The 24,445-nt window shown below is 65.4% G+C and carries 22 protein-coding genes and 2 tRNA genes; 21 read left to right on the forward strand and 3 right to left on the reverse strand.

Features of this window, described 5'->3' with window-relative positions:
• The first annotated feature begins 1 nt into the window (after window position 1).
• From nuoI to AC5P7I_RS12510, 17 genes are all read left to right on the forward strand, one after another.
• Window positions 2–490, forward strand: coding sequence for an NADH-quinone oxidoreductase subunit NuoI (gene nuoI, locus AC5P7I_RS12430; protein WP_005410456.1), 489 nt, complete (start codon window positions 2–4; stop codon window positions 488–490).
• Between the two features lie 9 nt (window positions 491–499).
• Entirely contained in the window at window positions 500–1,156 is a 657-nt protein-coding gene (locus AC5P7I_RS12435; RefSeq protein ID WP_014647864.1) for an NADH-quinone oxidoreductase subunit J, read from the forward strand.
• Window positions 1,153–1,458, forward strand: a complete 306-nt coding sequence (gene nuoK, locus AC5P7I_RS12440) for an NADH-quinone oxidoreductase subunit NuoK (protein WP_005417921.1) — start codon at window positions 1,153–1,155, stop codon at window positions 1,456–1,458. The genes AC5P7I_RS12435 and nuoK overlap by 4 nt, the downstream gene beginning before the upstream one ends.
• A gap of 7 nt (window positions 1,459–1,465) precedes the next feature.
• A complete protein-coding gene (gene nuoL / locus AC5P7I_RS12445) occupies window positions 1,466–3,640 on the forward strand; it encodes an NADH-quinone oxidoreductase subunit L (protein WP_046431809.1) in 2,175 nt (724 codons plus the stop codon).
• Between the two features lie 23 nt (window positions 3,641–3,663).
• Window positions 3,664–5,172, forward strand: coding sequence for an NADH-quinone oxidoreductase subunit M (locus tag AC5P7I_RS12450; RefSeq protein WP_019660580.1), 1,509 nt, complete (start codon window positions 3,664–3,666; stop codon window positions 5,170–5,172).
• A gap of 15 nt (window positions 5,173–5,187) precedes the next feature.
• Window positions 5,188–6,648, forward strand: a complete 1,461-nt coding sequence (gene nuoN / locus AC5P7I_RS12455; protein WP_032957446.1) for an NADH-quinone oxidoreductase subunit NuoN — start codon at window positions 5,188–5,190, stop codon at window positions 6,646–6,648.
• A gap of 127 nt (window positions 6,649–6,775) precedes the next feature.
• Window positions 6,776–6,852 (forward strand) — tRNA-Met (locus AC5P7I_RS12460).
• A gap of 82 nt (window positions 6,853–6,934) precedes the next feature.
• A tRNA-Met gene (locus tag AC5P7I_RS12465) sits at window positions 6,935–7,011 on the forward strand.
• 366 nt (window positions 7,012–7,377) lie between these two features.
• Window positions 7,378–7,968: a ribosome maturation factor RimP gene (rimP, locus tag AC5P7I_RS12470; protein ID WP_014647860.1), complete on the forward strand. Its 591-nt coding sequence runs from the start codon at window positions 7,378–7,380 to the stop codon at window positions 7,966–7,968.
• 4 nt (window positions 7,969–7,972) lie between these two features.
• Window positions 7,973–9,484 carry a transcription termination factor NusA gene (gene nusA, locus AC5P7I_RS12475; protein WP_014647859.1) on the forward strand — a complete coding sequence of 504 codons (1,512 nt, stop codon included), beginning with the start codon at window positions 7,973–7,975 and terminating at the stop codon, window positions 9,482–9,484.
• Window positions 9,485–9,576: 92 nt separating this feature from the next.
• Window positions 9,577–12,222: a translation initiation factor IF-2 gene (gene infB / locus AC5P7I_RS12480; protein WP_014647858.1), complete on the forward strand. Its 2,646-nt coding sequence runs from the start codon at window positions 9,577–9,579 to the stop codon at window positions 12,220–12,222.
• A 132-nt stretch (window positions 12,223–12,354) separates the two neighbouring features.
• Complete coding sequence (gene rbfA, locus AC5P7I_RS12485; protein WP_005410447.1) at window positions 12,355–12,738, forward strand: 30S ribosome-binding factor RbfA; 384 nt, start codon at window positions 12,355–12,357, stop codon at window positions 12,736–12,738.
• A gap of 107 nt (window positions 12,739–12,845) precedes the next feature.
• Window positions 12,846–13,754 (forward strand): tRNA pseudouridine(55) synthase TruB, encoded by a 909-nt coding sequence (truB, locus tag AC5P7I_RS12490; RefSeq protein ID WP_014647857.1) that lies wholly within the window; start codon window positions 12,846–12,848, stop codon window positions 13,752–13,754.
• A 173-nt stretch (window positions 13,755–13,927) separates the two neighbouring features.
• Complete coding sequence (gene rpsO / locus AC5P7I_RS12495; protein ID WP_005417886.1) at window positions 13,928–14,188, forward strand: 30S ribosomal protein S15; 261 nt, start codon at window positions 13,928–13,930, stop codon at window positions 14,186–14,188.
• Between the two features lie 151 nt (window positions 14,189–14,339).
• Window positions 14,340–16,448, forward strand: coding sequence for a polyribonucleotide nucleotidyltransferase (pnp, locus tag AC5P7I_RS12500; RefSeq protein ID WP_046431803.1), 2,109 nt, complete (start codon window positions 14,340–14,342; stop codon window positions 16,446–16,448).
• 280 nt (window positions 16,449–16,728) lie between these two features.
• Complete coding sequence (locus tag AC5P7I_RS12505) at window positions 16,729–17,919, forward strand: glycoside hydrolase family 18 protein (protein ID WP_262088011.1); 1,191 nt, start codon at window positions 16,729–16,731, stop codon at window positions 17,917–17,919.
• A gap of 97 nt (window positions 17,920–18,016) precedes the next feature.
• On the forward strand, window positions 18,017–18,421 hold the full coding sequence (locus AC5P7I_RS12510; RefSeq protein WP_197556718.1) for a VOC family protein: 405 nt from the start codon (window positions 18,017–18,019) through the stop codon (window positions 18,419–18,421).
• Between the two features lie 24 nt (window positions 18,422–18,445).
• On the opposite strand, the gene AC5P7I_RS12515 is transcribed toward AC5P7I_RS12510, so the two are convergent.
• Genes AC5P7I_RS12515 through AC5P7I_RS12525 form a run of 3 tightly spaced genes read right to left on the reverse strand, consistent with a single transcriptional unit; the run spans window position 18,446 to window position 20,575 of the window.
• The gene (locus tag AC5P7I_RS12515; protein ID WP_069116130.1) at window positions 18,446–20,005 is read right to left on the reverse strand and encodes a PepSY-associated TM helix domain-containing protein; all 1,560 of its coding nucleotides are present in this window, start codon (window positions 20,003–20,005) and stop codon (window positions 18,446–18,448) included.
• A 10-nt stretch (window positions 20,006–20,015) separates the two neighbouring features.
• Window positions 20,016–20,279 carry a hypothetical protein gene (locus AC5P7I_RS12520; RefSeq protein WP_032957460.1) on the reverse strand — a complete coding sequence of 88 codons (264 nt, stop codon included), beginning with the start codon at window positions 20,277–20,279 and terminating at the stop codon, window positions 20,016–20,018.
• Complete coding sequence (locus AC5P7I_RS12525; protein ID WP_005410439.1) at window positions 20,279–20,575, reverse strand: hypothetical protein; 297 nt, start codon at window positions 20,573–20,575, stop codon at window positions 20,279–20,281. The genes AC5P7I_RS12520 and AC5P7I_RS12525 overlap by 1 nt, the downstream gene beginning before the upstream one ends.
• 429 nt (window positions 20,576–21,004) lie before the next feature.
• Here AC5P7I_RS12525 and thrS point away from each other — a divergent pair, with 429 nt between their 5' ends.
• From thrS to rplT, 4 genes are all read left to right on the forward strand, one after another.
• Window positions 21,005–22,906, forward strand: a complete 1,902-nt coding sequence (gene thrS / locus AC5P7I_RS12530) for a threonine--tRNA ligase (RefSeq protein ID WP_032957627.1) — start codon at window positions 21,005–21,007, stop codon at window positions 22,904–22,906.
• Between the two features lie 48 nt (window positions 22,907–22,954).
• Window positions 22,955–23,497 carry a translation initiation factor IF-3 gene (gene infC, locus AC5P7I_RS12535; protein ID WP_079222586.1) on the forward strand — a complete coding sequence of 181 codons (543 nt, stop codon included), beginning with the start codon at window positions 22,955–22,957 and terminating at the stop codon, window positions 23,495–23,497.
• 266 nt (window positions 23,498–23,763) lie between these two features.
• On the forward strand, window positions 23,764–23,961 hold the full coding sequence (gene rpmI / locus AC5P7I_RS12540) for a 50S ribosomal protein L35 (RefSeq protein ID WP_005410436.1): 198 nt from the start codon (window positions 23,764–23,766) through the stop codon (window positions 23,959–23,961).
• 11 nt (window positions 23,962–23,972) lie between these two features.
• A complete protein-coding gene (gene rplT, locus AC5P7I_RS12545; protein WP_005410435.1) occupies window positions 23,973–24,332 on the forward strand; it encodes a 50S ribosomal protein L20 in 360 nt (119 codons plus the stop codon).
• Window positions 24,333–24,445 lie beyond the last annotated feature (113 nt).

Here is a 24,445-nt window from a genome sequence, read left to right on the forward strand (position 1 = left end):
GATGAACAGGATTACCCATTACTTCAAGAGCCTGCTGCTGCTCGAACTGCTGGCGGGCCTCTGGCTGACGCTGAAGTACAGCTTCAAGCCGAAGTACACGATGATGTACCCGATGGAGAAGTTCCCGCAGTCGCCGCGCTTCCGTGGCCTGCATGCGCTGCGCCGTTATCCCAACGGCGAAGAGCGCTGCATCGCCTGCAAGCTGTGCGAAGCGGTGTGCCCGGCGCTGGCCATCACCATCGACTCGGCCAAGCGCGAGGACGGCACCCGCCGCACCACGCGTTATGACATCGACCTGTTCAAGTGCATCTTCTGTGGCTTCTGTGAGGAAAGCTGCCCGGTGGACTCGATCGTCGAAACCCACATCCTCGAGTACCACTTCGAGAATCGTGGCGAAAACATCGTTACCAAGCCGCAGCTGCTGGCCCTGGGCGACCGTCTCGAAAACGAGATCGCCGAGCGTCGCGCCGCCGATGCCGCTTACCGCTGAGGTCGAGAGATGGATTGGGTAAATATCGCTTTCTGGGTGTTCGCCATCGCGGCAACGGTTTCGGCCGGTGCGGTGATCAGCGTGCGCAACCCGGTTCACGCCGTGCTCTGCCTGGTGCTGACCTTCTTCTCCATCGCCTGCGTGTGGCTGCTGGTGGGCGCCGAGTTCCTCGGTGTGGCGCTGGTGCTGGTCTACGTCGGTGCGGTGATGGTGCTGTTCCTGTTCGTGGTGATGATGCTGGACATCGACCCCACCAAGCTGCGTGAGGGCTGGGTGCGCTACCTGCCGGTCGGCCTGATTGTCGCGGTCGCGATGCTGGCGCAGATGCTGATCCTGATCGGGGTCAAGGCGCGTTCGGTCACGCCGTTCCCGGCCGACAACGCCGCTGCGGTCGCCGCCGACAGCTCCAACATCACCTGGCTGGCACGCACGCTGTTCACCGAGTACCTGCTGCCGTTCGAGTTCGCCGCCGTCATCCTGACCGTGGCCGTGGTAGCCGCCGTGATGCTGACCCTGCGTCGCCGTACCGGCGTGAAGAGCCAGAACCCGGGCCAGCAGACCATGGTCAAGGCCGGCCAGCGCCTGCGCATGGTCAAGATGGGTGCCGAAGCACCGGTCGTGCACAGCAACAGCAAGCCGGTCGCCGGCGAGGAGACCCAGCCGTGATCACCCTTGGCCATATCCTCGCGCTGGGCGCGGTGCTGTTCGCCATCAGCCTGGCCGGTATCTTCCTCAACCGGAAGAACGTCATCGTCCTGCTGATGTCGATTGAGCTGATGCTGCTGTCGGTGAACATCAACTTCGTCGGCTTCTCGCGTCAGCTGGGCGATCCGTCCGGCCAGCTGTTCGTGTTCTTCATCCTGACCGTCGCCGCCGCGGAAGCCGCCATCGGCCTGGCGATCCTGGTGACCCTGTTCCGTACACGCCGCACGATCAATGTCGGCGAAGTCGATTCGTTGAAGGGCTGATCCACAGATGGAAATCACTCTCTCCAAGAGTCTGTTGATCGCAGTGGTGCTCGCACCGCTGTTCGGCAGCATCATCGCCGGCCTGTTCGGTCGCCAGGTCAAGCGCTTCGGCGCGCAGACCATCACCATCCTCGGCGTCGCGGTGGCCTGCGGCCTGTCGATGTATACGCTCTACCAGCTGCTGTGGGGCGGGGCGCAGCCGTTCAACCAGAACATCTACACGTTCTTCGAAGTCGGCCAGTACTCGGCCCACGTCGGCTTCATGGTCGACAAGCTGACCGCGATGATGATGGTGGTGGTGACCTTCGTGTCGCTGCTGGTCCACATCTACACGATCGGCTACATGCAGGACGATCCGGGCTACCAGCGGTTCTTCAGCTACATCTCGCTGTTCACCTTCTCGATGCTCACCCTGGTGATGAGCAACAACTTCCTGCAGCTGTTCTTCGGCTGGGAAGCGGTGGGCCTGGTGTCGTACCTGCTGATCGGCTTCTGGTTCAAGCGCCCGACCGCGATCTTCGCCAACATGAAGGCGTTCCTGGTCAACCGCGTCGGTGACTTCGGCTTCCTGCTGGGCATCGCCGGCGTGCTGTGGGTGTTCGGCACCCTGGATTACTCGCAGGTGTTCTCGCAGGCCGGCATGCTGGCCGACCCGCGCGCCCAGCTGCAGATCTGGGACGGCACGCTGCTGGGCATGCAGCTGCTGAACGAGCCGGTGATCTGGTCGATCGCCACCGTCATCTGCATCTGCCTGTTCATCGGTGCCATGGGCAAGTCGGCCCAGGTCCCGCTGCACGTGTGGCTGCCGGACTCGATGGAAGGCCCGACCCCGATCTCGGCACTGATCCACGCCGCGACGATGGTGACCGCCGGTATCTTCATGGTCACCCGCATGTCGCCGCTGTTCGAGCTGTCGCAGACCGCGCTGAACTTCGTGCTGTTCATCGGCGCCACCACCGCGTTCTTCACTGGCCTGATCGGCATCGTGCAGAACGACATCAAGCGCGTGGTCGCGTACTCGACCCTGTCGCAGCTGGGCTACATGACGGTTGCACTGGGCGTGTCGGCCTATTCGGCTGCCGTGTTCCACCTGATGACCCACGCCTTCTTCAAGGCCCTGCTGTTCCTGGGCGCCGGCTCGGTCATCATCGCGATGCACCACGAGCAGGACATGCGCAAGATGGGCGGCCTGCGCAAGTACATGCCGATCACCTTCATCACCATGTGGATCGGTACCCTGGCGCTGGTCGGCACGCCGTTCTTCTCCGGCTTCTACTCGAAGGACACCATCATCGAGGCGGCCGAGCTGCACGCGCACCTGTCCAACAGCTGGGTGGCCACCTATGGCTACTGGGCGGTGCTGGGTGGCGTGATCGTCACCAGCTTCTACAGCTTCCGCCTGCTGTTCCTGACCTTCCACGGCAAGGAGCGTTTCCGCGACGCGCATGACGATCACGGCCACGGCCATGACGATCACCACGCCGCCGACGCCCACCACGGCGATGCACACCATGGTGATGGCCACGACGACCACGGCCATGGCCACGGTCCGCACGAGCCGCACGAAACCCCGTGGGTGGTGACCCTGCCGCTGATCCTGCTGGCCATCCCGTCGATCGCCATCGGTTTCTTCAGCATCGGCCCGATGCTGTACGGCACCGACTGGGCCGGCAACCACGCGCACGATGCCATCAAGGGCCAGGCGCACACGTTCTTCACCGGCATCGTCGACTTCTACGATCCGGCCAAGAACACCATCGGCTTCCTGGGTGAGGAGTTCCATGGCCCGGTCGCCTTCGCGCTGCATGGCATGATGGCTCCGGCGTTCATGCTGACCGTTGCGGGCTTCCTGCTGGCCGCACTGTTCTACCTGTGGAAGCCGGACCTGTCGGGCAAGGCCCGCAAGACCTTTGCTCCGCTGGTGTCGGTGCTTGAAAACAAGTACGGCTTCGACAAGCTGTGGATCGATGGCTTTGCCGGTGGCAGCGTCAAGCTGGGCAAGGTCTCGCGCTGGATCGACAGCAACATCGTCGACGGCGTGGTCAATCTCTCGGCACGTGTTGTGGACGTCGCAGCCGGCGTGCTGCGTCGTACCCAATCCGGTTTCCTCTATCACTACGCCTTCGCGATGATCATCGGCCTGATTGCCCTGCTGGGCGTGCTGATGCATTACCTGCGTTGATGACCTGTACGGAATAAGAAGACGTGTCGAACTGGCCTCTACTCAGTGTCCTCATCTGGCTGCCGATCATCGGTGGTGCCCTGATCCTTGCGATCCGTGATGCGCAGACCGCCCGCTGGGCGTCGCTGGGCGTAGCGGTGCTGACCTTCGTGGCGAGCCTCTCGCTGCTGAGCGGCTACAACGCAGGCGTCGATGGTCTGCAGTTCGTCGAGACCCATGCCTGGATCCCGGCGTACAAGATCGGCTACAACCTGGGCGTGGACGGCATTGCCGTGGCGCTGATCCTGCTGACCACCCTGGTCAGCGTGCTTGCCCTGATCGGCGCCTGGAGCGCCATCGACAAGCGCGTGAACCAGTACGTGGCGGCCTTCCTGATCCTGGAAGGTGTCACCGTCGGCATCTTCGCCGCGACGGACGCGATGCTGTTCTACGTGTTCTTCGAAGCGATGCTGATCCCGATGTTCCTGATCATCGGTGTCTGGGGCGGTCCGCGCCGCATCTACGCCGCGCTGAAGTTCTTCCTGTACACCTTCCTCGGCTCGGTGCTGATGCTGGTGGCGCTGATCTACCTGTACATGAAGGGCGGCAGCTTCCAGCTGGCCGACCTGTACGCGCTGCCGCTGTCGGCCAAGGAGCAGACCTGGATCTTCTTCGCCTTCCTGATCGCCTTCGCGGTCAAGGTGCCGATGTTCCCGGTCCACACCTGGCTGCCGGACGCCCACGTGGAAGCGCCGACCGCCGGTTCGGTGATCCTGGCCGCGATCGCCCTGAAGATCGGTGGCTACGGCTTCCTGCGCTTCAACCTGCCGATCGTCCCGGACGCGTCGCAGGAGTGGGCCTGGCTGGTGATCGCACTGTCGCTGATCGCGGTGATCTACGTCGGCCTGGTCGCCCTGGTGCAGGACGACATGAAGAAGCTGATCGCCTATTCGTCGATCGCGCACATGGGCTTTGTCACCCTGGGCACCTTCATCGCCCTGTGGCTGGTGCGCGAAGCCGGCAACGCCGACGCCGCGCGCCTGGGCCTGCAGGGCGCCATGGTGCAGATGATCTCGCACGGCTTCGTGTCCGGCGCGATGTTCTCCTGCGTCGGCGTGCTGTACGACCGCATGCACAGCCGCCGCATCGCCGATTACGGCGGCGTGGTCAACGTGATGCCGTGGTTCGCCACCTTCGCGATGCTGTTCTTCATGGCCAACGCGGGCCTGCCGGGTACCAGCGGTTTCGTTGGCGAGTTCATGGTCATCCTCTCGGCCTTCCAGCGTAATCCGTGGATCGCCCTGGGCGCGGCCACCACCCTGATCATCGGCGCCGCCTACACCCTGTGGCTGTACAAGCGCATCTTCTTCGGTGAAGTGGCCAACAGCCATGTTGCCGAACTGAAGGACATCAACGGCCGCGAATGGCTGGTGCTGGGCGTGTTCGCCATCGGCGTGCTGGCCCTGGGCATCTACCCCAAGCCGCTGACCGACCTGATGGAGCCCTCGATCGCGAAGCTGGCGATGCAGATCGCATCCAGCAAGCTGCTGTAATTCCAGGATTTGATGATGACCACCTCGCCGCTGCTGCCATTGACCGCCGCTGACCTGCCACCGCTCGCTCCCGAGCTGGTGCTGATCGGCAGCGCCTTCGCCCTGATGATCCTCGACCTGTTCGTCAGCAACCGGAACAAGATCGTCACCCACCTGTTCTCGCTCGCTGCGCTGGCCGTGGTGCTGTTCATGCTGGCCACCGGCGTGGGCGGGCAGGGGGAGGTCTTCCATGGCATGTTCGTGCGCGATACCGCCGCGGACGTGATGAAGACCGGAATCGTGCTGCTCAGCGGCCTGACCCTGGTCTACGGCTGGCGCTACCTGCGTGATCGCGACCTGTTCCAGGGCGAGATCCCGGTGCTGATCCTGTTCGGCACCGCCGGCATGATGATCCTGGTCTCGGCCGGCAGCCTGCTGATGGTCTACCTGGGCCTGGAACTGCTGGCGCTGTGCTCCTACGCCCTGGTCGCCAGCAACCGCGAAAGCGGCCTGGCGTCGGAAGCGGCGATGAAGTACATCGTGCTGGGTTCGCTGGCCTCGGGCCTGCTGCTCTACGGCATGTCGCTGATCTACGGCGCCACCGGCAGCCTGCACCTGGATGTGATCCGCGAGGCCATCCCGCACTCGGAAGAGCGCGTGCTGCTGATCACCGGTGCGGTGTTCATGATCGCCGGCGTCGCCTTCAAGCTGGGTGCCGCGCCGTTCCACATGTGGCTGCCGGACGTGTACCAGGGTGCCCCGGCACCGATCGCACTGTTCATCAGCTCGGCGCCGAAGCTGGCCGCGTTCGGCATGGCCTACCGCCTGCTGGAAATGGGCGTGGGTCCGCTGTCGACCGAACTGCAGCTGCTGATCGCCGGCCTGGCCGCGGTATCGCTGGTCATCGGCAACCTGATGGCCATCGCGCAGAGCAACCTCAAGCGCATGCTGGCGTTCTCCACCGTCTCGCACATCGGCTTCCTGCTGATGGGCATCGCCGGTGGCGGTTCGCAGGGCTACGCCGCCGCGCTGTTCTACGCACTGGCCTACGCGATCATGTCCACCGCCGCCTTCGGCGCGATCATCGCGCTGTCGCGTGCCGGCTTTGAAGCCGAGAACATCGAGGACTTCAAGGGCCTGAACGCCCGCAACCCGTGGATGGCCGGCCTGGTGCTGTGCATCATGGCGTCGCTGGCCGGCATCCCGCCGTTCCTGGGCTTCTGGACCAAGCTGGCGGTGCTGGGCGCGGCCGTCAACGGCGGCCTGCTGTGGCTGGCCATCCTCGGCGTGCTGTGCGCCGTGGTCGGCTGCTTCTACTACCTGCGCGTCATCAAGGTCATGTACTTCGATGAGCCGGTGGGCGAGGCCATGCCGCGCAGCAACGACCGCGTGCTGGGCGTGGTGCTGGGCGTGAATGCCCTGGCGCTGCTCGCGCTGGGCCTGGCCTGGAACCCGATCATGGTCTGGTGCCAGCAGGCATTTGCGCATCTTGCATAAAAGTTGACACAAAGCTGCGCGATTCGTGTAATATGCGCAGCCTGAGTTGTCACTGCAGCGGTTCAGCCAGAACATCGTTGCGGTAGCCCTCCTCGAAAGAGCAGGGCAACAGTTCAAACACTTCCGGTGCGGGGTGGAGCAGTCTGGCAGCTCGTCGGGCTCATAACCCGAAGGTCGCAGGTTCAAATCCTGCCCCCGCTACCAACGTCGGATCGGCGCCAACCGGTTCGATGAATGAGGGAAAGCTTGCATTTTTCGCAGCAATGCCTCATGATTCCGCTTCTGATGCGGGGTGGAGCAGTCTGGCAGCTCGTCGGGCTCATAACCCGAAGGTCGCAGGTTCAAATCCTGCCCCCGCTACCAAGTAGAGAGATCGCCTTCGAAGTCCTGCTTCGAGGGCGTTTTTCTTTGGGGTCTGCGTTGTTTCTGCGTGATCGGGGTCAGATCCCTTATCCACGGGAAAAGGGATCTGACCCGGGTCCGCACCTTGCACCAGCGCGGTGCAGTCGCTATCATCAGCGGCCTAGCAGTACCCCTGAAGGCGGCCTCCCAGCGGGAGTCCGGACCCGGAAGGAGGGCCGCAACCGGCAGGCAATGCAGGTTGCAACCGGAATCCAGTCACCGGAGTCTTTCCGGAAAAGGGGCCCAACGGGCCCTTTGTCGTTTCCGGGGCGTCACGTTTCCACGCCGGCCAAGGCCGGCACCCAACCATAGAGATCAAGGCAGGCTGTGAGCGACAAGGCAACCGACATCGCGAATCTGCTCGCCCCGACCGTTGTGTCGCTGGGCCTGGAGCTGCTGGGCGTTGAGTATCTGCCGGCCCCCGGCGGTGCGACCCTGCGCCTTTACATCGACGTGCCGCTGGCTGAACAGCCCGAGCGCATCATCAATGTCGACGACTGCGAGCGGGTCAGCCGCGAAGTGTCGGCGCAGCTGGACGTCGAGGACCCGATCAGCGGCAATTACACGCTGGAAGTGTCCTCGCCGGGCGTCGACCGTCCGCTGTTCAGCCTGGAGCAGTTCGGCCGTCACCTCGGCGAATCGGCCAAGGTCACGCTGAAGCTGCCGCAGGACAACCGTCGTCGCCTGCAGGGTCGTATCGAGGCGACCGACGAGGCGGCGGGGACCATCACTTTCATCGTCGACAAGGCCGAAGTGGTCGTGTCGGCCGACAACATCGACAAGGCACGGATCATGCCCGACTGGGTGGCGCTGGGGCTGGCCCCGAGCAAGCCGACCGGTCCGGCACCGAAGCGTCCGAAGCCGAACACGAATTCTTCTTCCAACGAGCCGGCGGCAAAGAAGCCGCGCGCGGAGTGAGCCAATGAGCAAGGAACTGTTGCTGGTAGTCGACGCAGTCGCCAACGAGAAGGGCGTGCCGCGTGAAGTGATCTTCGATGCCATCGAGGCCGCCCTGGCCTCGGCAGCGAAGAAGCGCTATCCCGACGAGGAAGTACTGACCCGCGTGGTCATCGACCACAAGGACGGCAGCTACGAAACCTTCCGCCGCTGGGAAGTGGTGGCCGATGACGTGGTCATGGAATCGCCGGACCGCCAGATCCGCCTGATGGACGCCGTCGATGAAGCCGAAGGCGTCGAGGTCGGTGACTACATCGAAGAGCAGATCGAGAACCCGGATTTCGGCCGCATCGCTGCCCAGGCCGCCAAGCAGGTCATCGTCCAGCGCGTGCGCGAAGCCGAGCGCCAGCAGGTCGTGGATGCGTGGAAGGATCGCGTGGGTGAGCTGATCACCGGCGTGGTCAAGCGCGCCGAGCGCGGCAACATCTATGTCGACCTCGGCGGCAACGCCGAAGGCTTCATCCCGAAGGACAAGGGCATCCCGCGCGACGTGCTGCGCGCCGGTGACCGCGTGCGCGGCTACCTGGCCGAAGTGCGCTCGGAGCCGCGTGGCCCGCAGCTGTTCATCAGCCGTGCCGCCCCGGAATTCATGATCGAGCTGTTCAAGCTGGAAGTGCCGGAAGTCGGCCAGGGCCTGGTGGAAATCAAGGCCTGTGCACGTGACCCGGGCGACCGCGCCAAGATCGCCGTGCTGGCCCACGACCAGCGCACCGATCCGATCGGCGCCTGCATCGGCATGCGCGGTTCGCGCGTGCAGGCCGTGTCCAACGAGCTCAATGGCGAGCGCGTGGACATCGTGCTGTGGAACGACAACCCGGCCAACTTCGTCATCAACGCGATGGCGCCGGCCGAAGTGCAGTCGATCATCGTCGATGAAGACAAGCACTCGATGGACCTGGCCGTTGCCGAAGACCGCCTGGCCCAGGCGATCGGCAAGGGCGGCCAGAACGTGCGCCTGGCCAGCCGCCTGACCGGCTGGCAGCTCAACGTGATGACCCAGGACCAGGTCACCGCCAAGTCGGAAGCCGAGCAGGCTGCGGCCCGCCAGCTGTTCATGGACAAGCTGGAAGTGGACGAGGAAATCGCCGGCATCCTGGTCAGCGAAGGCTTCGGCACCGTCGAGGAAATCGCATATGTCCCGGTCGGCGAACTGCTGGCCGTGGAAGGTTTCGACGAGGACATCGTCGAAGAGCTGCGCGCTCGTGCCCGCGATGCGCTGCTCAATGAGGCCCTGGCAGTCGAGGAAGGCCTTGAAGACGGCCAGCCGGCGCAGGACCTGCTGTCCCTGAAGGGCATGGACGAAGCCACCGCATACGCGCTGGCCGGCCACGGCGTGCGTACCAGCGAGGATCTGTCCGACCTGGCCGCCGACGAGGTCATGGACTTCGGCATCGAAGGACTGGATCAGGCGCGCGCCGCTGCGCTGATCCTGGCCGCCCGTGCCGAGGAGATCGCCCGACTGGAACGCGGCGAATGAGCCGGCAATGAACAGGGCCCTGAGCCGCTCAGGGCGTAGAATCCGCGCCACCTCCACATGCGGGGGGGCGCCCACAAGATCATAGGATCCGAATGTCGCAGCAAACCACCATCCGCAAGCTTGCCGAACTGGTCAACACGCCGGTCGAAAAACTGCTGGAACAGCTGGCCGGTGCCGGCATGAAGTTCAGCGGTCCCGACCAGGTCGTGACCAGCTCCGAGAAGGTGAAGCTCCTGGGCTTCCTTCGTCGTTCGCACGGCAAGCCCGAGCAGGCCCCGGAAGAGACCGATCAGTCTGCGAAGAAGATCACGCTCAACCGCCGGAAGCAGCAGGAAGTGACGGTCAATTCCGGTCGCAGCAAGACGACCGTGAATGTCGAGGTGCGCCAGAAGCGTACCTACGTCAAGGATGGTGCTCGCGCCATGACCCCGGACGAAGAGCGCGCCGACATCCTGCGCAAGCTGGAAGAGTCGCGTGCCCGCAACCTTGCCGAACAGCAGGCCCTGGCCGAGAAGGATCGTCTGCGCGACGAAGCCATCGTCCGTGCCCGTGAGGAAGAGGCCGCCGCCAAGGAACGCGCCGAGGCCGAGAAGAAGGCTGCCGAGGAAGCTGCGGCTGCCGCCAAGGCGGCCGAGACGCTGGCTGCCAGCAAGCCCAAGCGTGCTCCGATCGACGAAACCGCGCCGCGCCCGCCGCGCACCCCGGCCGCAGCCCCGGCTGCGCCGCGTGGTGCACCGCCGCCGCCGCGCAACGACGACCGCAACAACCGCAGCGCGCCGCGCAACGAGCGTGGCCCGGGTGACCGTTTCGCTGGCCAGATGCACCTGTCGGCCGCCGACCGTGCGCGTCGTGGCAACAGCAACAACAGCAACACCCGGGGTCGTCCGGGCGGGCGCAACCAGGCCGGTGGCCGTCGCGACATGTCGCGCGGTGGCAACAATGCCGGCCCGCACGCCTTCGAGCGTCCGACTGCACCGGTGGTGCGTGAAGTGGCGATCGGCGACACCATCACCGTGGCCGACCTGGCGCAGAAGCTGGCGCTGAAGGGCGGCGAGGTGGTCAAGGCGCTGTTCAAGATGGGCGTGATGGCGACCATCACCCAGTCCATCGACCACGACACCGCCGCGCTGGTGACCGAAGAACTCGGCCACAAGGCGATCCGCGCCAACGACAACGACGCCGAAGACGCACTGCTGGCCTCGACCGGTGAAAACCAGGGCGAAGCCACCCAGCGTCCGCCGGTGGTCACCATCATGGGCCACGTCGACCACGGCAAGACCTCGCTGCTGGATTACATCCGCCGCACCAAGGTCGCCACCGGCGAAGCGGGTGGCATCACCCAGCACATCGGCGCTTACCACGTCGATACGCCGAAGGGCGTGATCAGCTTCCTGGACACCCCGGGCCACGCCGCCTTCACCTCGATGCGTGCGCGCGGCGCCAAGCTGACCGACATCGTGGTGCTGGTCGTGGCCGCCGATGACGGCGTCATGCCGCAGACCAAGGAAGCGATCCAGCACGCCCGTTCGGCGGGTGTGCCGCTGATCGTGGCGATCAACAAGATCGACAAGTCCGACGCGGATCCGATGCGGGTCAAGAACGAACTGCTGTCCGAGCAGGTCGTGGCCGAAGACTTCGGTGGTGACACCCAGATGGTGGAGATCTCGGCCAAGACCGGCCTGGGCATCGACGACCTGCTGGACGCCATCTCGATCCAGGCCGAACTGCTGGAACTGAAGGCGGTCGATGAAGGCCGCGCCTCGGGCGTGGTGATCGAATCGTCGCTGGACAAGGGCCGCGGCCCGGTCGCGACGGTGCTGGTGCAGCAGGGCCGCCTGAAGAAGGGCGACTACCTGGTGTGCGGCATCCAGTACGGCCGCGTGCGTGCGCTGTTCGACGAAACCGGCAAGCAGCCGGAGTTCGCCGGCCCGTCCATCCCGGTGCAGGTCCTGGGCCTGTCCGGCGTGCCGGAAGCTGGTGACGACTTCGTGGTCGTCGAGGACGAGCGCCTGGCCAAGGACGTTGCCCAGCAGCGCGAGACCAAGCGCCGTGAATCGCGCCTGGTGGCCACCGCTGGCAGCCGCATGGAAGACATCATGGCGACCCTGGGCAAGGGCGAGGGCCAGCAGGTCCTCAACCTGGTCATCAAGGCCGACGTGCAGGGTTCGGTGCAGGCGCTGAGCCAGGCACTGGTCGCGCTGTCCAACGAAGACATCCGCATCAACGTGATCCACTCCGGCGTGGGTGGCATCACCGAGTCGGACGCCAACTCGGCCGCCGCTTCGAAGGCCACCGTCATCGGCTTCAACGTGCGTGCGGACGCTTCGGCCCGTCGCATCATCGAATCCAATGGTGTCGACCTGCGTTACTTCTCGATCATCTATGACGTGATCGACCAGGTGAAGCAGGTGGCCTCCGGTCTGCTGGGCGTGGAGATCCGCGAAGAGATCATCGGTATCGCCGAGGTCCGCGACGTCTTCCGCAGCTCGAAGCTGGGTGCCGTCGCCGGCTGCATGGTCATCGAGGGTGTGGTCAAGCGCAACAAGCCGATCCGCGTCCTGCGCGACAGCGTAGTGATCTTCGAGGGCGAGCTGGAATCGCTGCGTCGCTTCAAGGAGAACGTCGAGGAAGTCCGCAACGGTACCGAATGCGGTATCGCGGTGAAGGCCTACAACGACGTCAAGCCGGGTGACCAGATCGAGTGCTTCGAACGTATCGAAGTGCCGCGCACCCTGTAATGCTGCAAGGTGGCCCGGCCAATGGTCGGGCCCCACCATGTACCTGTAGCGCCCGACCGTTGGTCGGGCGACAATCGAATCAAAGGTAGTGCCCGACCGTTGGTCGGGCGACAACTGAACCAAGAGCTCCTCGTGCCCAAGACTTTCCATCGAACCGACCGTGTCTCCGCCCAGCTGCGCCGTGAACTCGGCACCCTGGTGCACAACGCCGTGCGCGAGCACGGGTTGCCCTCGGTGAGCGTGTCCGACGTGGAAATCACCCGCGACATGGCCCATGCCAAGGTGTTCGTCACCGCGCTGATGCCGGAACGTTCGGCTGAAGCCGTGGCCGGCCTGAAGGAACTGGGCTACCGCCTGCGCATGGACCTGGCCCGCGCGATGAAGCTGCGCCACGTGCCGGAGCTGCATTTCCACTACGATGACTCGGTCGACCGTGGTGAGCACATCGACAACATCCTGCGCGACCTGCCCGACACGCTGGCCGCCGAGAAGCGTCGCGAGAGCGACGAAGAATAACCGCGCGACGCCGGGCATGCCCGGCGTTGCTGCATTCCGGCTGCGCGATGTCTGATGCAGGCCGCGCTGCGGCAGCCGAGCATGGCCCGTCCCAACACTTTCCTGTCATGACCCGAATTCAGTTCCGTCGCCTGGATGGCATCCTGCTGCTCGACAAGTCGACCGGCATGAGCTCCAACGCCGCCCTGCAGGTGGCGCGCCGCCTGTTCCGCGCCGAGAAGGGCGGCCATACCGGCAGCCTCGACCCGCTGGCCACCGGCCTGCTGCCGCTGTGTTTCGGCGAGGCGACCAAGATCGCCGGCCTGCTGCTGGGTTCGGCCAAGGCCTACGACGCCGAGATCGTGCTCGGCCAGACCACCGATACCGACGATGCCGAAGGCCAGGTACTGCTGCAGCGCCCGGTGCCGGCGATCAGTGCCCAGGCCCTGCAGGCTGCGCTGGCGCCGCTGACCGGCACCATCCGCCAGCGTGCCCCGATCTATTCGGCGCTGAAGCAGGGCGGTGAACCGCTGTATGTGAAGGCCCGCCGCGGTGACGTCATCGAAGCGCCCGAACGCGAGGTGCAGGTACACGCCATCGAGGTGCTGGAGCAGCAGCCGGAACGGCTGCGGCTGCGCGTGACCTGTGGTTCCGGCACCTATATCCGCAGCCTGGCCCGCGACCTCGGCGAACGCCTGGGCTGTGGCGCCCACATCAGCGCGCTGCGCCGGCTCTGGGTCGAGCCGTTCCGCGAGCCTGCCATGGTCACCCTGGACCAGCTGCGGGCGATGGTCGAGGCCGGTGACGAGGCTGGCATGGACGCGTTGCTGCTGCCGCTGGCGGCCGGCCTGGCTGAATACCCGAGGGTCGACCTGGACGCCGACCAGGCCCACCGGTTCTGCGTGGGCCAGCGCCAGCGCGACCTGTCCTGGCCGCGCGGCCTGGTGGCCGTGTTCGGTCCGGACGATGCTGTCCAGGGCCTGGGCCAGGTCGACGAGAGTGGCCTGCTGGCCCCGCAGCGCCGTTTCAACCTCTGACCGGGGCCTGCCGGTTCAGCCCCGGTCCTTGTCCCGGACGCCCCCGGCCGTTACAATTTCGCGGCCGTTTTCCGGCAACCTGCCTCGCGCAGGTTTCATCCTCGTAGTCCACGGCGAGCCTGGCGGTGCGCGAAGCGCGTTCCTGCCGGCCACGCATCACAGAGAAAAAAGAAATGTCGATCGACACCCAGAAGGTCATTGAAGACAACAAGCGCAGCGCGGCTGACACCGGCTCCCCGGAAGTCCAGGTTGCACTGCTGACCGCCCGCATCGAACTGCTGACCGGCCACTTCAAGACCCACAAGAAGGACCACCACAGCCGCCGCGGCCTGCTGCAGATGGTCAACCGCCGTCGCAGCCTGCTCGACTACCTGAAGAAGAAGGACGTCGAGCGCTACAAGGCCCTGATCGAGAAGCTTGGCCTGCGTCGCTAAGCAACGAATCCCCCGCGGCGCAGCGATGCGCCGCGGTTTTGTTTTGTAGTACCGCAATCCCCGATTCAGGCCGGAACGATCCGGCCACCCGCTGGCGGCAAGGGTCGCCGACGGTCCAAATTCGCAGACAGCATCCCCAAGGACACCCTCCGTGGCAAAAATCACCAAAACCTTCCAGTACGGCAAGCACACCGTCACGCTTGAGACCGGCGAAGTCGCCCGTCAGGCCAGCGGCGCCGTCATCGTCAAGATGGACGACACCGTACTGCTGGTCACCGCCGTCGCCGCCAAGAGCGCGCGCGAAGGCCAGGACTTCTTCCCGCTGACCGTCGATTATCAGGAAAAGTTCTACGCCGGCGGCCGTATCCCGGGTGGTTTCTTCAAGCGCGAAGGCCGTGCGACCGAGAAGGAAACCCTGATCTCGCGTCTGATCGACCGTCCGATCCGCCCGCTGTTCCCGGAAGACTACAAGAACGAAGTGCAGATCATCGCCACGGTGATGTCGCTCAACCCGGACGTGGACGGTGACATCCCGGCCCTGATCGGTGCTTCGGCTGCCCTGGCCCTGGCTGGCACCCCGTTCATGGGTCCGATCGGCGCGGCCAAGGTCGGTTACAAGAACGGCGAGTACATCCTGAACCCGACCGTCAGCGAACTGGCTGACTCGCAGCTGGAGCTGGTCGTCGCCGGTACCTCCAACGCCGTGCTGATGGTTGAATCCGAAGCCGCGCTGCTGTCCGAAGAAGTGATGCTGGGCGCCGTGACCTTCGGTCACCGCGAAATGCAGAAGGTCATCAACGCGATCAACGAGCTGACCGTCGAAGCCGGCACCAAGCCGTCGACCTGGGAAGCCCCGGCCAAGAACGAAGCGCTGATCTCCGCCCTGAAGGAAGCCATCGGCCCGCGCCTGGGCGAAGCCTTCCAGGTGCGTGACAAGCTGCAGCGCCGCGACGCCATCTCGGCGATCAAGAAGGACGTGTTCGAAGCCCTGGCTGGTCGCGTGGCCGCTGAAGGCTGGAACCCGGCCGAGCTGTCGAAGGAATTCGGCGAACTGGAGTACCGCACCATGCGTGACTCGGTGCTGGACACCAAGGTCCGTATCGACGGCCGTGCGCTGGACACCGTCCGCCCGATCACGGTGAAGACCGGCGTGCTGCCGCGTACCCACGGTTCCTCGCTGTTCACCCGTGGCGAAACCCAGGCCATCGTGACCATCACCCTGGGCACCGCCCGTGACGGCCAGGTCATTGACGCCGTTGCCGGTGAGTACAAGGAAAACTTCCTGTTCCACTACAACTTCCCTCCGTTCTCGGTGGGTGAGTGCGGCCGCATGATGGGCCCGAAGCGCCGCGAAATCGGCCACGGTCGCCTGGCCAAGCGCGGCGTGCTGGCTGTCATGCCGTCGCTGGAATCCTTCCCGTACACCATCCGCGTCGTCTCGGAAATCACCGAGTCGAACGGTTCCTCGTCGATGGCATCGGTCTGCGGCTCGTCGCTGGCCCTGATGGACGCCGGCGTGCCGGTGAAGGCGCCGGTGGCCGGTATCGCCATGGGCCTGGTCAAGGAAGGCGAGCGCTTCGTCGTCCTGTCCGACATCCTGGGTGACGAAGATCACCTGGGCGACATGGACTTCAAGGTGGCCGGTACCGCTGAGGGCATTTCCGCCCTGCAGATGGACATCAAGATCGAAGGCATCACCGAAGAGATCATGAAGCAGGCTCTGCAGCAGGCCAAGGCTGGTCGTCTGCACATCCTGGGCGAAATGGCCCACGGCCTGACCGCTCCGCGTGAAGAGCTGTCGGACTACGCGCCGCGCCTGCTGACCATCAAGATCCACCCGGACAAGATCCGCGAAGTGATCGGCAAGGGTGGCTCGACCATCCAGGCCATCACCAAGGAAACCGGCACCCAGATCGACATCCAGGATGACGGCACCATCGTCATCGCTTCGGTCAATGCCATCGCTGCCCAGGCCGCCAAGGCCCGCATCGAGCAGATCACCTCGGACGTCGAGCCGGGCCGCATCTACGAAGGCAAGGTCGCCAAGATCATGGACTTCGGTGCGTTCGTCACGATCCTGCCGGGCAAGGACGGTCTGGTCCACGTGTCGCAGATCTCCAGCGATCGCGTCGAGAAGGTCGGCGACGTGCTGAAGGAAGGCGATGTGGTCAAGGTCAAGGTGCTGGAAGTCGACAAGCAGGGCCGTATCCGCCTGTCGATGAAGGCCGTGGAAGAAGGCGACGCCGTCAGCGCCGAGTAATCGGTACTGCTGATTGTGCGGTGGGTGAGGACCGTCGGTCCTCACGCTTCCGCAAATGAAAAAGCGGGCTTCGGCCCGCTTTTTCTTTGCCTTGATGTCATGCAGTGCCGCTCATCCAGGTCGCTGCATGTCCTGCTGCAGTGCGTGAGCGCCGCCACGTGGCCATCGTTCTGTCACGGTTGCGCGGATCACGCCTGTCCACGGGACGACATGCCGCGACAACCGTCCCGCAGCCACATCGGTTTGCTAACGTGGCGGCGCCTTCGAACCGGGAGATCCCATGTTCCGCCAGACCGTGGCCGTCCTTGCCGTGCTGATTGCCGGTGCCGTGCCCATCGCTGCGCGCGCCGCGCCGGCGCCGCCGCCGATCTTCGGTGCCTACTACCCCGGCGGCTCGGCCGAGCGCTATCCGGTGTCGAGCATTCCCGCCGAGCGCCTGACCCATCTGTTCTATGCGTTCTCCACCATCGAGGACGGCCGCTGCGCGGTCGGCGCGGAAGCGCCGAAGAACTTCGCCGCGCTGGCCGAGCTCAAGAAGGCGCATCCGCACCTGCGCACGCTGATTTCGATCGGTGGCTGGGGTGCGGGTGGGTTCTCCGATGCAGCGTTGACCGAGGCCAGCCGCAAGCGCCTGGTGGACTCATGCATGGCACTGTTCTTCGATCACCATGCCGGCAGCTTCGATGGCGTGGATATCGACTGGGAGTTCCCGGTCAGTGGCGGGCCGAAGGAGCTGGCGCATCGCCCGCAGGATCGCGCCAACCTGACCAGGCTCGCGCAGGCGTTCCGCGTGGCACTCGACGCGCACGGGCGCAAGGTGGGGCAGCCAATGCTGCTGAGCGCCGCGCTGGCCGCCGGTCGCCTGCAGACCGATGGCCCCTATGATCCGGCGGCGAGCTACGACCTGCCGGCGCTGGCCAAGGTGTTCGATTTCATCAACCTGATGAGCTATGACATGGGCACCGGCTTCTCATCGGTGTCGACCTTCAATGCGCCCCTGCATGAAGTGCCGGCCGATCCGCTGGCGCCGGAGCTGCGGCGCTGGAACAACGTGGCCGGCGCGGTGCAGTACTACCGCGAGCACGGTGTGCCGGCCGACAAGCTGGTGCTGGGCGTGCCGTTCTATGGGCGCGGCTTCAAGGTCACCGGCGATGCGCCGGATGGCCTGTATCAGCCCTACAGCGCACCGGCCGACGCCGGCGACTGGCGGGTGATCAAGGCGCGCTATCTCGACCAGCCGGGTTGGGTGAAGCACTGGCAGACGCAGGCGCAGAGCCCGTGGCTGTACAACGCCGTGCAGAAGATCTTCATCAGCTATGAAGACCCGCGCTCGATCGGCCTGCGTGCCCGGTTCGCCCGTGAGCAGGGCCTGGCCGGGGTGTTCATGTGGGAGCTGACCGGCGACGACGAGCAGGCCAGCCTGCTCAACGCGATGCTCGGCCCGTGGCAGAAGGCGCGCATCGGCGATTGAGTCACTGGTGGCGCCGGGCCATGCCCGGCGCCAGGCGGCAACGCCATCGACCCGACACCGCACATTGCGACGACGCCGGCGGCGCTACGCTTTGGGCATGATCCATCTCGAACGCCTGGACCACCTGGTCCTCACCGTCGCCGACATCGAACGCAGCTGTGACTTCTACCAGCGCGTGCTCGGCATGCAGGTCGTGCGCTTCGGCGCTGGCCGTACCGCGCTGCAGTTCGGCCAGCAGAAGATCAACCTGCATCCGGCCAGCGCGCCACTGCAGCCGCATGCGCTGCGACCCACGCCGGGCAGTGCCGATCTGTGCCTGGTCACGCATACGGCAATGGTCGATGTGCTGGCGCACCTGCAGGCGCAGGCCATCGCGGTGGAGGAGGGGCCGGCCATACGTACCGGTGCGCTGGGACCGATCGAATCGGTGTACTTCCGCGACCCGGATGGCAACCTGATCGAAGTGAGTCGTTACCCGGGCGAAGAACACCCGCAGCGGTAGCGCCGGGCCATGCCCGGTGAAGGCTTAGTTGGCCCAGACGCTGTTGGGGTCGCCGTTGCGGGCGCGGCGCTGGCTGGCGACGGCCAGGCGAGCGAAGCCGAAGGCCATGGCCAGCGCGATGGCATCGACCCAGAACAGCGGCCAATGGCCACGCGCGGCGGCGCGCCACAGCCAGTCACCATTGAGTGCGCCGTGCAGGACCGGCACCAGTGCAGTGCTGAGCGCTGCGGCCCACAGCAGCTCGCGCGCCGCCTGCGCGGGGCGGCGCAGTGCAGCCCACAGCGCACAGGCTGCCCAGCTGCCGAAGCAGGCCCAGCGGATGCCATGGTCGACCGCCGACGGTGCCAACCGCTCCAGCACCAGCGCGGTGATGAAAGCGACCGAGATCGCCACGCACAGGCCGATGCACACGCCAACCGTGGCCCGTGCCATGTTCACCCCGGCACGCGGCTGTTGCGGCTGGCGACGCTTGCGCCGCGACTCGATCCACAACAGGTTACCGGAGTAGAACAGGAACGCACCGCCGAGGCCGAGCAGGAAGTACAGCCAGACCACCACGCCGTTGCCGAACTCGCCGAAGTGCAGGGCATAGGCGGCGCTGAGCGTGGCGTGGTTGGCATCGCGCTGGCCCGGCAGCTGGGAGGCCAGGACGTTGCCGGTGGCCACGTCCAAGGCCACCGAACCGAGCGGCCCGAGTGTGCCGGTGGATTCGCCCGTGATCTCGATCGTGGCGCTGGCATCGCCGGCGTTGGCCAGCTTCAGGTAGGCCGGCTCGAAGTTGGCCACGCCCTGTGCGCGTGCTACTTCAAGCGCGCGCGCATGCAGCAGGCGCAGGCTGCCCGGCGGTGCCGGGATGCCACTGGCGTCGCGCACCGGCGCGGTGTCCATTGCAGTCGGTACCGCCTGCAGGGCCTTGCCGTCGTAGATCAGTGGATTGAGCAGGGCCATCTGCACGAACACCAGGCACAGCAGGGCGCCCGTGACCGCGAACATCAGGTGGAAGGGCAGGCTGAGCACCCCGATCACGTTGTGCGCGTCCTGCCACAGCTGCTTCAGGTTGCGGCCCGGCCGCAGCGCGAACAGGTCGCCGAACAGCTTCGGCAGGTGGATCACCAGGCCGCTCAGCAGCGCCATGCCATACAGCAGGCTGACGATGCCCATCACGTAGATGCCGGCCACCGGCAGGCCGAGGCTGTAGTGCAGTTCGTTGACCAGTTCGGCCAGCCCGGTCTGTGGCGGCGTCGGGCTGCCGGCGATCTGGCCCGGCCAGGCATAGCGCCAGCTGCCGTCGTCGGCCTGCCAGTAGGCCAGGGGTTGCGGATGTTCGGCGCCGGGGAACGTCATGCCGACGTGGCGGCGGGCCTCCGGGTGTGCCGCCAGCACGTCTTCCAGCAGGTACTGTGCGTCGTCCAGGCCCGCCGGCAACGCGGTGGCTGCACCGGGCGTCTGCCACAGCGGCAGGTCGTGGTGGAACAGGGTCAGCGCACCCGCGTAGAAGGCCACGAACAGGCCGAAGCCGGCAACCAGGCCGACCCAGGTGTGCAGGGTGGTGAACGTACGCAGGGTCTGCGAGCTGAACTTCATGGGGGGAGTCTCATTGCACCGCGCCGGTCAGGCGCAGCAGCGTCAGCACGGCGAAGCCGGCCGCAGCGCTGCCGGCCAGTGTCACCCAGGCGCGCAGCGCGCTGCGGAAGCTGAACGCCCACAGGGCAGCCAGCATCCACAGCGGGATGAACGTGATCAGGCTGGGCACCAGCGCGTTCTGCCAGGGGCCCGGCGGCAACCACGTCACCAGCCCGGTCGCGGCCGCGGCCAGCAAGAAGCCGGCCACGATGCCGGCGAAGGCGCGCGGCCACATCAGGGCGACTCCGTGCCCGGGCGATGCCAGGCGGCCAGTGCCGGCAGCAGCATCGCGGCCAGCATCCAGGTGCACAGCATCGCCACCAGGCCAGCGGCAAAGCCGAGTTCGGCCATCCACAGCCACAATGCGGCCGCGGCGGCGACCAGGCCGATCTGGCGGCCGAGGCGGCCGGCGCGGCGCAGGCGGGGCCAGCGGCAGTGCGGCGAGGCGGCATAGAAGGCCAGTGCCGAGAACATCGCTGCCAGCATGCCCAGGCTGCAGAAGCCCAGCGTGGAAAGGCCGACGGTGATCATCGCGGGCGGCCGCCATGGCAGCGGGCCAGCGAACGCGGGGCACGGGCGGGGCCGGCGGGAGCCGGTCGGAGCGGGTGGCGCATCACGAGGTCCTGGGGGGAAGCGGGCAGGCTGGCACGGGGCGGGCTGCGCGGACATGGTAATCATTGCGTTTTCACGCCGCCAGCGAGGACCATTCAGCGGACCGTACGGTAGGCCTTGGGCTTTCCGGTGTGCTGGTTTAAGATCGTCGCAGAACCCTGACTGGAACAAGGTGGCCCGCGCCCAGCGCCGGCCGAGCGTGCGACATGAGCACTACCACCGCCCACTGTTGACCTGCCCCCGAAGGCCCTGTGTTCCAGGCGCCCTCGCGGCGCTTTTTTATTGCCCGGGCAATGGCCCGGGAACGCTTTCCAGCCCGCCCAGCGGGCCCCGCACGAAGCCAATGCGATGATCAACATTACCCTTCCCGACGGCAGCCGCCGCGAGTTCGAAAACCCCGTCAGCGTCATGGACGTCGCCCAGTCGATCGGTGCCGGCCTGGCCAAGGCCACCATCGCCGGCTCGGTCGATGGCGTGCTGGTCGATGCCAGTGACGTCATCGACCACGATGCCAGCCTGCGCATCATCACCGCCAAGGACGAGGAGGGCGTGGAGATCATCCGCCACTCCTGCGCCCATCTGGTCGGCCACGCCGTCAAGCAGCTGTACCCGGACGTGAAGATGGTGATCGGCCCGGTGATCGCCGAGGGCTTCTACTACGACATCTATTCCGAGCGCCCGTTCACCCCGGACGACATGGCCGCGATCGAGAAGCGCATGGGTGAGCTGATCGCCCAGGATTACGACGTCATCAAGAAGATGACGCCGCGCGCCGAAGTGATCGAGATCTTCAAGGCCCGTGGCGAGGACTACAAGCTGCGCCTGATCGAGGACATGTCCGACGACATCCAGGCGATGGGCATGTACTACCACCAGGAATACGTGGACATGTGCCGCGGCCCGCACGTGCCGAACACGCGCTTCCTGAAGGCCTTCAAGCTGACCCGCATCTCCGGCGCCTACTGGCGCGGCGATGCGCAGAACGAACAGCTGCAGCGCATCTACGGCACCGCCTGGGCCGACAAGAAGCAGCTCGAGGCGTACATCAAGCGCATCGAGGAAGCCGAGATGCGCGACCACCGCCGCATCGGCAAGCAGCAGGACCTGTTCCACCTGCAGGAAGAGGCGCCGGGCCTGGTGTTCTGGCACCCGAAGGGCTGGGCGTTGTGGCAGGTGGTCGAGCAGTACATGCGCAAGGTCTACCGCAGCAGCGGCTACGGCGAAGTGCGCTGCCCGCAGATCCTGGACGTGAGCCTGTGGAAGAAGTCCGGCCACTGGGACAACTACCAGGACAACATGTTCTTCACCGAGTCGGAGAAGCGCACCTACGCGGTCAAGCCGATGAACTGCCCGGGCCACATCCAGGTGTTCAACCAGGGCCTGCACAGCTACCGCGACCTGCCGATCCGCTACGGTGAGTTCGGTTCCTGCCACCGCAACGAGCCGTCCGGCGCGCTGCACGGCATCCTGCGCGTGCGTGGTTTCACCCAGGACGACGGCCATGTGTTCTGCACCGAGAGCCAGATCGAATCGGAAGTGACCGCGTTCCACCAGCAGGCGCTGGCGGTCTACCAGCACTTCGGCTTCGACGAGATCCAGATCAAGATCGCGCTGCGTCCGGAATCGCGCCTGGGCGACGACGCCACCTGGGACAAGGCCGAGGGCGCACTGCGTTCGGCGCTGTCCGCCTGTGGCGTGGAATGGCAGGAGCTGCCGGGCGAGGGCGCCTTCTACGGCCCGAAGATCGAGTACCACCTGAAGGACGCCATCGGCCGTACCTGGCAGCTGGGCACCATGCAGGTCGACTTCATGATGCCGGGCCGCCTGGGCGCCGAGTACGTGGACGAGAACAGCCAGAAGAAGCACCCGGTCATGCTGCATCGCGCCATCGTCGGCTCGATGGAGCGCTTCCTGGGCATCCTGATCGAGCACCATGCCGGCCAGTTCCCGGCCTGGCTGGCGCCGACCCAGGTGGTGGTGGCCAACATCACCGACGCCCAGGCCGACTACGTCTCGGGCGTGACCAAAACCCTTGCGGAGCAAGGCTTCCGCGTCAGCTCGGATTTGCGTAACGAGAAGATCGGCTATAAAATCCGCGAGCATACGTTGCAGCGCGTGCCCTACCTGCTGGTCATTGGTGACCGCGAGAAGGAAAATGGGGCTGTGGCGGTGCGTACGCGTTCTGGCGAAGACCTGGGCAGCATGAGCCTGCAGGCCTTCATCGAGCGGCTCCAGGCCGAGGGCGCGTAAGCAAAGGTCCGGTCCGGGGGCACAGGCACCCGGACCGGTTCGATACCCTTGGGAGAACGTAATATCAGCACCCCTGACAACAAACAGAACCGCAAGAATCAGGAAATCCGTGTGCCGCGCGTCCGCGTGATCGGCAGTGACGGAGAAATGATCGGCGTGTTGTCGCGCGACGAAGCGCTGTCCATGGCCGAAGATGAAGGCCTGGACCTGGTCGAAATCCAGCCGCAGGCCGATCCGCCGGTCTGCAAGATCATGGACTTCGGCAAGTTCAAGTTCGAAGCGCAGAAGAAGGCCAGCGAGGCCAAGAAGAAGACCAAGCAGGTCGAGATCAAGGAAGTGAAGTTCCGTCCGGTCACGGACGAGGGCGACTACCAGATCAAGCTGCGCAAGATGCGCGGGTTCCTTGAAGAAGGCGACAAGATCAAGGTCAACATCCGTTTCCGTGGCCGTGAAATGAGCCACCAGGAACTGGGTCGCGAAATGGCCAACCGGATCGAGACCGATCTGGGCGAGGACATCGTCATTGAATCCCGTCCGCGCCTGGAAGGGCGTCAGATGGTCATGATGATCGCGCCGAAGAAGAAGACCTGAGGCCTGACGGGCCGCCTTCCGGGGCGCCTGGCTGAATGGTTCAGGATAAGGGGACGCCACTGGCGTCCCTTTGCTTTTGCAGGATGCCGGTGAAATGCCGGCGCAAGAGGTGCTGGGGCTGGTGGCAGGGCGGTTTTGCCTGTATCATGCCCGGCTCGACCCACCCAGGACGGGTCGTACGCCGATCATGGCAGGACGGAAAGAGCGGCCCAGGCCGCCGCCAGATCAGTCAGAAACCAGGGTCAAATCCCATCAAGGACATTGCAATGCCCAAGATCAAGACCAACCGGGCAGCGGCCAAGCGTTTCCGCAAGACCGCCTCGGGCAAGTACAAGTGCGGCCACGCCAACCGTAGCCACATCCTCACGAAGAAAGCGACCAAGCGTAAGCGTAATCTGCGTCAGACGGGCCATGTCCGTGCAGAAGACGCAGGCCGTCTGGACCGCATGCTCCCTTACCTCTGAGGAACTGAAAAATGGCACGAGTTAAGCGTGGCGTACAGGCGCGTCGCCGCCACAAGAAGATTCTGGATCTCGCCAAGGGCTATTACAACGCCCGCCGCAAGGTCTTCCGCGTCGCCAAGCAGGCGGTCATCAAGGCACAGCAGTACGCCTACATCGGCCGTAAGCAGAAGAAGCGCAACTTCCGTTCGCTGTGGATCACCCGTATCAATGCGGCTGCCCGCATCAACGGCCTGAGCTACAGCCGCTTCATGAACGGTCTGCTGAAGGCCGGCATCACCCTGGACCGCAAGGTCCTGGCTGACATCGCCGTGCACGACGCAGCCGGTTTTGCTGCGCTGGCCGAAAAGGCCAAGGGCGCGCTGGCGGCATAAGTCCTTCCCGATGCCGTAACCGTTCATCCGGAACGGTGTCAGGTCAAGGCAATGCATGGGGAAGGGCGCAAGTCCTTCCCCATTCTTTTTTGGGTCCCGGCGAGGCCATGGCG

It is taken from the genome of Stenotrophomonas sp. YJH_SMC_138 (genome assembly GCF_059369855.1).

Excerpts from the sequence above, each read along its gene's own strand:
- AC5P7I_RS12510 (WP_197556718.1), top strand. The coding sequence starts at position 18,017 with ATGATCCATCTCGAACGCCTGGACCACCTGGTCCTCACCGTCGCCGAC.
- rpmI (WP_005410436.1), top strand. The coding sequence starts at position 23,764 with ATGCCCAAGATCAAGACCAACCGGGCAGCGGCCAAGCGTTTCCGCAAG.
- nuoL (WP_046431809.1), top strand. The coding sequence starts at position 1,466 with ATGGAAATCACTCTCTCCAAGAGTCTGTTGATCGCAGTGGTGCTCGCA.
- nuoN (WP_032957446.1), top strand. The coding sequence starts at position 5,188 with ATGACCACCTCGCCGCTGCTGCCATTGACCGCCGCTGACCTGCCACCG.
- infB (WP_014647858.1), top strand. The coding sequence starts at position 9,577 with ATGTCGCAGCAAACCACCATCCGCAAGCTTGCCGAACTGGTCAACACG.
- AC5P7I_RS12515 (WP_069116130.1), bottom strand. The coding sequence starts at position 20,005 with ATGAAGTTCAGCTCGCAGACCCTGCGTACGTTCACCACCCTGCACACC.
- nuoI (WP_005410456.1), top strand. The coding sequence starts at position 2 with ATGAACAGGATTACCCATTACTTCAAGAGCCTGCTGCTGCTCGAACTG.
- nusA (WP_014647859.1), top strand. The coding sequence starts at position 7,973 with ATGAGCAAGGAACTGTTGCTGGTAGTCGACGCAGTCGCCAACGAGAAG.
- AC5P7I_RS12435 (WP_014647864.1), top strand. The coding sequence starts at position 500 with ATGGATTGGGTAAATATCGCTTTCTGGGTGTTCGCCATCGCGGCAACG.
- AC5P7I_RS12525 (WP_005410439.1), bottom strand. The coding sequence starts at position 20,575 with ATGATCACCGTCGGCCTTTCCACGCTGGGCTTCTGCAGCCTGGGCATG.
- thrS (WP_032957627.1), top strand. The coding sequence starts at position 21,005 with ATGATCAACATTACCCTTCCCGACGGCAGCCGCCGCGAGTTCGAAAAC.
- rplT (WP_005410435.1), top strand. The coding sequence starts at position 23,973 with ATGGCACGAGTTAAGCGTGGCGTACAGGCGCGTCGCCGCCACAAGAAG.
- rpsO (WP_005417886.1), top strand. The coding sequence starts at position 13,928 with ATGTCGATCGACACCCAGAAGGTCATTGAAGACAACAAGCGCAGCGCG.
- AC5P7I_RS12520 (WP_032957460.1), bottom strand. The coding sequence starts at position 20,279 with ATGTGGCCGCGCGCCTTCGCCGGCATCGTGGCCGGCTTCTTGCTGGCC.
- AC5P7I_RS12505 (WP_262088011.1), top strand. The coding sequence starts at position 16,729 with ATGTTCCGCCAGACCGTGGCCGTCCTTGCCGTGCTGATTGCCGGTGCC.
- truB (WP_014647857.1), top strand. The coding sequence starts at position 12,846 with ATGACCCGAATTCAGTTCCGTCGCCTGGATGGCATCCTGCTGCTCGAC.